Origin of the sequence: Tenebrionibacter intestinalis (assembly GCF_016632365.1) — a bacterium.
In the GTDB taxonomy this organism is placed as follows: Bacteria; Pseudomonadota; Gammaproteobacteria; order Enterobacterales; family Enterobacteriaceae; genus Tenebrionibacter; species Tenebrionibacter intestinalis.
Map to the genome: position 1 here is coordinate 49,810 of NZ_JAEPBH010000030.1, position 7,649 is coordinate 57,458.

A 7,649-nucleotide genomic window follows, 5' to 3' on the forward strand; every position below is an offset into this window, starting at 1 on the left:
TATGCATTAATTATGCCAATATAAAGTTAACATCTTAATTTGTTGATTTATAAAAACAAATTAAAACAATTCAATAAAATGAAATAGCCAGTTAAAAACCAGACTGTCGCCTATTCGCGACAATGTTTTGGCATTAAAAAAATAGTATAGTAAATCATAAGGTTAGGTGTCTCTTTTTAGAGACACCTTTTACCTGCCCATGTCGCAATTAACCGACAGTTTACTTTAACAGAGGTAATATACCGCCAGGCAACGTTAGCCTAGTTGCCTGCGCGCATTGCGGAACAGGCGCATCCACGGCCCATCTTCGTTCCAGTCAGCCGGATGCCACGAGTTCGCGACACTTCGGAAAACGCGCTCCGGATGCGGCATCATAATCGTTACGCGTCCGCTTTCGCTGGTAACGGCTGTGATGCCGTTTACCGAACCGTTAGGGTTCGCCGGGTAGGCTTGCGTAACGTTGCCAGAGTTATCCACATAACGCAGCGCCACCAGCCCTTTACTTTCCAGCGCAGACAAATGAGCGGCATTGCGTACTTCTACCTGCCCTTCGCCGTGGGAAACGGCAATCGGCAGACGTGATCCTGCCATCCCCTCAAGCAGTAGCGAAGGACTGGCGCTTATCTCTACCAGGCTAAAGCGCGCTTCAAAACGTTCCGACTGATTACGCACAAAACGCGGCCACAGGTCGCTGCCGGGGATCAATTCACGCAGGTTAGACAACATCTGGCAGCCGTTACATACGCCCAAAGCCAGCGTTTGCGGGCGATGGAAAAAGGTTTCAAACATATCGCGCACCCGCGAATTAAACAGGATAGACTTCGCCCACCCTTCGCCCGCGCCCAACACATCGCCATAAGAGAAGCCGCCGCAGGCAACTAACGTATGAAAATCATCAAGGCCGCGACGCCCGGCGATAAGATCGCTCATATGTACGTCAATCGCTTCAAAACCCGCCCGATCAAACGCTGCAGCCATTTCCACATGCGAGTTAACACCCTGTTCACGCAGCACGGCAATCTTCGGCCGCGCGCCCGAAGCGATGTAAGGTGCGGCCACATCTTCATTCATATCAAAAGTCAGCGCCACATTAAGCCCCGGATCGGCCTCGTTACGTCGGGCTTCATGTTCACTGTCAGCACAAACCGGGTTATCACGCAGACGCTGCATCTGCCAACTGGTTTCCGCCCACCATATACGCAGTTGTCCACGGCTTTCATTGAACACCGTTTTGCCCCCGGCGCTCAGGTTGAAGCCGTCGCCCTGCAACGCTTTGCCAAGATAATGCACACAGTCTGCCAGACCGTGTTCACTCAACACCTGTTCGACATATACGCGCTCGGACGCGGCTACCTGTATTACCGCGCCCAACTCTTCACTAAACAGCGCCGCCAGACTATCGTCGCCCAGCGTTGCGATATCGACATCAATACCGCAGTGGCCCGCAAAAGCCATCTCTGCAAGCGTTACTATCAAACCGCCGTCAGACCTGTCGTGATAGGCCAGCAGTTTACCCTGCGCCAGCAATGCCTGCATGGCGTTGAAGAAGCCTTTCAACTGCTGTACGTCGCGCACATCCGCAGGCTTATCGCCCAGTTGGCGGTAAACCTGCGCCAGAGCCGTCGCCCCCAACGCGTTAATCCCTTTGCCAAGATCGATCAGTAAAAGCGCATTGTCATCGGTGCAAAGCTGCGGCGTTACCGTCAGGCGTACATCTTCAACGCGGCCAAACGCGGAAATAATGAGCGACAGCGGCGACGTCATTTCACGCAGCTCGCCTTCTTCCTGCCAGCGGGTTTTCATCGACATAGAATCCTTGCCCACTGGAATAGTCAACCCCAGCGCCGGGCAAAGCTCTTCACCCACCGCTTTCACCGCTTCATAAAGCCCTGCGTCTTCACCAGGATGACCGGCTGCCGCCATCCAGTTCGCTGAAAGTTTCACGCGCCTGAGGTCGCCAATACGCGCGCAGGCAATATTGGTCAGCGCCTCGCCAACGGCCAGACGGGCCGAGGCGGCGAAATCAAGCAGCGCCGCCGGCGCACGCTCGCCAATCGCCATCGCTTCACCGTAATAGCTATCGAAGCTGGCGGTAGTGACCGCGCAATCCGCCACCGGTACCTGCCACGGTCCAACCATCTGATCCCGCGCGACCATACCGGTAACCGAACGGTCGCCAATGGTTATCAAAAAAGTTTTTTCCGCCACGGCAGGCAGATGCAGCACGCGCTCAACCGCTTCGCGCAGGCTGATGCCATCACGAACCAGCGCCTTGCCGCCCGCTTTTTGCGTAATGACGTCCCGCGTCATTTTCGGCGTTTTGCCAAGCAACACATCCAGCGGCATATCGATAGGGCGATTGCCAAAATGGCTGTCGTTAAGCGTCAGGCGCTGTTCCTGCGTCGCCTCACCGATAACGGCATAGGGCGCACGCTCACGGCGGCAAATGGCGTCAAACAGCGACAGTTGCGCCGGTGCGATTGCCAACACATAGCGCTCCTGGGATTCGTTACACCACACTTCCAGCGGACTCATACCTGGCTCATCGCTGAGAATATCACGCAGTTCAAAACGCCCGCCGCGCCCGCCATCGCTCACCAGTTCCGGCATAGCATTAGACAGGCCGCCAGCCCCCACGTCGTGAATAAACAAAATGGGGTTGTCATTCCCCATTTGCCAGCAGCGGTCAATCACCTCCTGGCAGCGGCGTTCCATTTCCGGGTTGTCTCGCTGCACGGAGGCAAAGTCAAGGTCGGCGTCGGACTGGCCGGAGGCCATTGATGACGCCGCGCCGCCGCCAAGCCCAATATTCATCGCCGGGCCGCCGAGTACAATCAGCTTCGCACCCGGCGGAATTTCGCCTTTGCGCACGTGATCGGCCCGGATATTGCCGATGCCGCCTGCAAGCATAATCGGTTTGTGATAGCCGCGCAGCTCCCTGCCGTTATGGCTATCGACACATTCTTCATAAGTCCGGAAATAACCGTTAAGCGCCGGGCGGCCAAACTCATTATTGAACGCCGCGCCGCCCAGCGGGCCTTCCGTCATAATATCCAGCGCAGAAACAATACGCGCCGGGCGGCCGAAATCCTGCTCCCACGGCTGTTCAAAGCCTGGAATACGCAGGTTTGACACAGAGAATCCTACCAGCCCTGCTTTCGGCTTCGCGCCGCGCCCGGTAGCGCCTTCATCGCGAATTTCGCCGCCGGACCCCGTTGCCGCGCCCGGCCACGGCGAAATAGCGGTAGGGTGATTATGCGTTTCTACTTTCATCAGAATATGCGTAGGCTCCTGATGCCAGGCATAGCTATCCACGCCCGTCTCGGCAAAAAAGCGCCCAACCGCAGATCCTTCCATTACTGCCGCGTTATCTTTGTAGGCCGACAAGACAAAATCCGGCGTCTGTTCGAAGGTATTTTTAATCATCCTGAACAGCGACTTCGGCTGCGCTACGCCGTCAATTATCCAGTCGGCGTTAAAAATTTTATGGCGGCAATGCTCAGAGTTGGCCTGAGCGAACATGTAGAGCTCAATATCATTCGGATTGCGGCCAAGCTTCGTAAACGCCGCCTGTAAATAGTCAATTTCATCGTCTGCAAGCGCCAGCCCCAGGCGCAGGTTAGCCTCCTCCAGCGCCTGGCGCCCCCGACCCATCAGGTCAACGCTTTGTACCGGTGCAGGCTGATGGTGAGCAAACAGCGCTTTGGCCTGATCCAGGGAACGGAATACCGTCTCCACCATCCGATCGTGTAGCCGCGCGGCCACATCGCGCAGTTGCGCTTCGCTCAGGGCATCGCCGTCAATGTAATACGCCACGCCGCGCTCAAGGCGGCGTACCTGGCTTAACGCGCAGTTACGGGCAATATCGGTTGCTTTAGATGACCACGGCGAAAGCGTGCCCGGACGCGGCGTTACCAAAATCAGAGCGCCCCGCGCGGCGCGATCGTCAATGGTTGGGCCATATTTCAGCAGCCGGGTAAGGCGAGTGCGCGCGTCATCGTCGAGGGGGGCCGTCAGGTCAGCAAAGTGCATATATTCAGCATATATGTCTTTTACCGGCAGTTGCGCCGCCTTAAAACTGTCCAGTAGTTTGTTAATACGGAAGGTCGACAGGGCGGGCGAACCACGCAGAATTTCCATCATAAGGTCTCTCGTCTTCGAAGCGGCTGTATGACGCCCCTACGGGCGTTCAGGAGAAAGCGGGCGTCATTATAAAGAATCCGCCGGGCAGACGAAACCGTTTGCGTAGAAATAAAAATATCGCCGCGCCAGTGTTAATTCGTGCACGAATTACGCCTGAAGTGTTGCCAGCCTGCGTATTGTTAAGCAAAATGCAGTTCGCCTTAAACCATACATTTCGTGTCTCATCATCACTCTTTATTGAATTTACAGGTACAGCAGAGATTTAACTTATTGAAAAAGCTAAAGCTTAATTATCTGCTTATCGGTGTTGTGACCCTGTTGCTGGCGATGGCGCTTTGGCCTTCCATTCCCTGGACCAGTAAAGCTGAAAACCGCATCGCTGATATCAAAACGCGCGGCATTTTGCGCGTCAGTACAGTATCAGGCCCACTAACGCTCAACCGCATTAATGGCCGGGATACGGGGCTGGACTACGAGCTGGCGCAGCGGTTCGCCGACTATCTTGGCGTCAGATTGCAGATAACTATACGCTCCGGCATCGATAAACTGTTTGATGACCTGGATAATGGCAGCGCCGATGTGCTCGCCGCAGGCCTGGTTTATAACAGCGACCGCAGCAAAGAATACAATGCCGGCCCCGCCTATTACTCCGTTTCCCAACAAATGGTGTACCGGATGGGCGCCCCACGACCAAAGTCGTTAAATAGCGTAAAAAAAAATCAGTTAACCCTGGCGCCCGGACTGGCTGCGATTAGCGAATTACGTACGCTTAAAAGCCAAAAATATCCCAGACTAAGCTGGACGATTGCCGACAAGCAGAACACGACGGCGCTGTTGCGCCAGGTCGTTGACGGCAGCGTGGCTTACACCATTGCTGACTCCGTCGCTATCAGCATGTTCCAGCGCATTCACCCACAGTTGGCAGTCGCGCTGGACGTGACCGACGAGCAACCCGTAACATGGTTTAGCCTGCGCAACAATGATGACAGCCTGTCCGCTGCGATGCTGGATTTCTTCAATCTGATGAACAGCAGCGGCACGCTGGCGCGGCTTGAGGAAAAATACCTCGGACATGTCGGTAGCTTCGACTATGTGGATACGCGTAGTTTCCTGCGGGCAGTGGATAACGTATTGCCCGACCTGCAGCCACTGTTTGAAAAGTACGCTATCAACATTGACTGGCGCCTGCTGGCGGCCATTGCCTATCAGGAGTCTCACTGGGATAGTCTTGCCACATCGCCTACCGGCGTGCGCGGCATTATGATGTTGACCCGGAACACGGCCCAGAGCCTGGGGTTAAGCGACAGACTTAACCCGGAGCAGAGCATCAGCGGCGGCGCACGCTATCTGCAGTCAATGATGAGCAAAGTGCCGGAATCCGTGCCGGAAGACGAGCGGATATGGTTTGCGCTGGCGGCATACAATATGGGTTATGCCCATATGCTGGATGCCCGCGCGCTGACGGTACGCATGAAGGGCAACCCCGACAGTTGGGCCGATGTGAAACAGACGCTGCCGTTGTTAAGCCAGAAGGCTTATTACAAAAATACCACCTGGGGATATGCTCGCGGGCACGAAGCCTATACTTACGTCGAAAATATACGCAAATATCATCTCAGCCTGGTGGGGTATTTGTTAGAAAAGGATAAACAAAAGACGCTGCGTCAACAACTGGCACAGCACTATCCGGTCGTGAACCCACGAGAGATGTTTAATCCCGTTTTCGGTTCGCGTCCTTTAACGCCTTCTGTTGCTGGCGACGCTGACGAAAAAAATCGCTCAACAGAGCTGAGCACGCTGGCGCAAGCACTCCTTCCGTAACCGCTACCCGATGATTCATCCCGGGGTGAGCCAGCACATCCAACAGCGATCCCGCCGCTCCGGTTTTAGCGTCGCGCGCGCCAAATACCAGCCGCGCGATACGACTGTGTACCATCGCGCCAGCACACATCACGCATGGTTCCAGCGTGACATACAGCGTCGCGTTCAGCAGTCGGTAATTTTGTAATACCGCTCCGCCCTGACGCAATGCCATCATTTCAGCATGCGCGGTAGGATCGTGGCGGCCTATCGGACGATTCCAGCCCTCGCCAATCGCCTGACCATTCAGCACAAGTACGGCGCCGACGGGCACTTCGCCTTCTTCCCAGGCGCGTTGCGCCAGCGTTAGCGCATGCTGCATCCAGTATTCATGATCGTGATTATCCAATACGCCCCTCTCCGCACAGTCAAAAAGCGCCGCGCATTATACACAGTTTTCAGGCGCTCGCGGCCTATGCCAGATATCAGACGCTTTTCGCGTATTACAGACACCGAGGCCCTTCCCCCGAAGGCCAGCCTGTGCTTCATATCCTTACTCACCTACGCGAGACTGGCTGCAATTAACCCATAATTGAAAAAATAAAAGCCGCAAAGGCAAATTATGGTTCGGCATTTATGCCTGCAACAAATGTACGGCCGCTGGTATTACAACAAACATCAACGGATTAAACGAGCGAGTAGTATTTTATCGCTTTTTTGGCGATGATCGCACGTATGCGAAAACACAGGAGAGAAGCTTTGAACTGTTTGTTAGGCATTCGCCAGCGCTACGCTACGCTGGCTCAGAGCGACCAAAAGCTGGCTGATTACCTGCTGGAGAACGCCGAACACGCACGTCACCTCAGTTCTCAACAACTGGCGGCGGAAGCTGGCGTCAGTCAGTCAGGCGTGGTGAAATTCGCGCAAAAGCTCGGTTATAAAGGCTTTCCCGCGCTAAAACTCGCACTCAGCGATGCGCTGGCCAGCAATGCCAGCCCTGTGCCGGTGCATAACGAAATCCTGGCGGATGATTCACTGCGGCGCGTAGGCGAGAAATTGCTTAAAGAAAATATGTCAGCAATGCATGCCAGCCTGGACATCAATAGTGAAGAGAAGCTGATACAGGCTGCCGCGCTGTTGGGCAGCGCGCGTCGCATTTTACTGGTAGGCATCGGCGCTTCCGGTTTAGTGGCGAAAAACCTTTCATGGAAGCTTATGAAAATTGGTATTAATGCCGTCGCCGAACAGGACATGCACGCGCTGTTGGCTACCGTTCAGGCAATGAATGCGCAGGATGTGCTGCTGGCTATTTCCCATTCAGGTGAACGGCGTGAGATAAACCTGGCAGCGGAAGAAGCCTTACGTATCGGCGCGCAAATTCTGGCTATAACCGGGTTTACGCCTAATTCACTGCAACAGCGCGCCAGCCACTGCCTTTATACCATTGCTGAAGAGCAGGTAACGCGCAGCGCTGCCATTTCCTGCACCAGCGCACAGATGTTGCTTACGGACCTGCTTTTTATGGCATTAGTGCAAAAAGATTTGGAAAATGCGCCGGAACGAATCAGACACAGCGAAGCGTTAGTGAAAAAGCTGGTGTAATAAATCACATTCAGCACGTTCCGGCGCTATTCCGGCTACGGTTAAACGGTTAAAGCCCCAATGGACTGCTGAGGAATCCCCAGTAATGGGCGGGTGAAAAAAGA

General features: G+C 54.6%; 4 protein-coding genes. 2 read left to right on the forward strand and 2 right to left on the reverse strand.

Annotated elements, in window-relative coordinates; genetic code table 11:
* Positions 1 to 255: 255 nt before the first annotated feature.
* Complete coding sequence (purL, locus tag JJB97_RS12230; RefSeq protein ID WP_238714283.1) at positions 256 to 4,143, reverse strand: phosphoribosylformylglycinamidine synthase; 3,888 nt, start codon at positions 4,141 to 4,143, stop codon at positions 256 to 258.
* Between the two features lie 270 nt (positions 4,144 to 4,413).
* Here purL and mltF point away from each other — a divergent pair, with 270 nt between their 5' ends.
* Positions 4,414 to 5,964 (forward strand): membrane-bound lytic murein transglycosylase MltF, encoded by a 1,551-nt coding sequence (gene mltF, locus JJB97_RS12235; RefSeq protein ID WP_238714284.1) that lies wholly within the window; start codon positions 4,414 to 4,416, stop codon positions 5,962 to 5,964.
* On the opposite strand, the gene tadA is transcribed toward mltF, so the two are convergent.
* On the reverse strand, positions 5,855 to 6,352 hold the full coding sequence (gene tadA / locus JJB97_RS12240; RefSeq protein WP_263457953.1) for a tRNA adenosine(34) deaminase TadA: 498 nt from the start codon (positions 6,350 to 6,352) through the stop codon (positions 5,855 to 5,857). The genes mltF and tadA overlap by 110 nt on opposite strands.
* Positions 6,353 to 6,702: 350 nt before the next feature.
* On the opposite strand from tadA, the gene JJB97_RS12245 reads away from it, so the two are divergent.
* On the forward strand, positions 6,703 to 7,545 hold the full coding sequence (locus JJB97_RS12245) for a MurR/RpiR family transcriptional regulator (RefSeq protein ID WP_238714285.1): 843 nt from the start codon (positions 6,703 to 6,705) through the stop codon (positions 7,543 to 7,545).
* Positions 7,546 to 7,649: the final 104 nt, after the last annotated feature.

What these genes read in the sequence shown, in the direction of transcription:
- purL (WP_238714283.1), bottom strand. Translation starts at nt 4,143, where the DNA reads ATGATGGAAATTCTGCGTGGTTCGCCCGCCCTGTCGACCTTCCGTATT.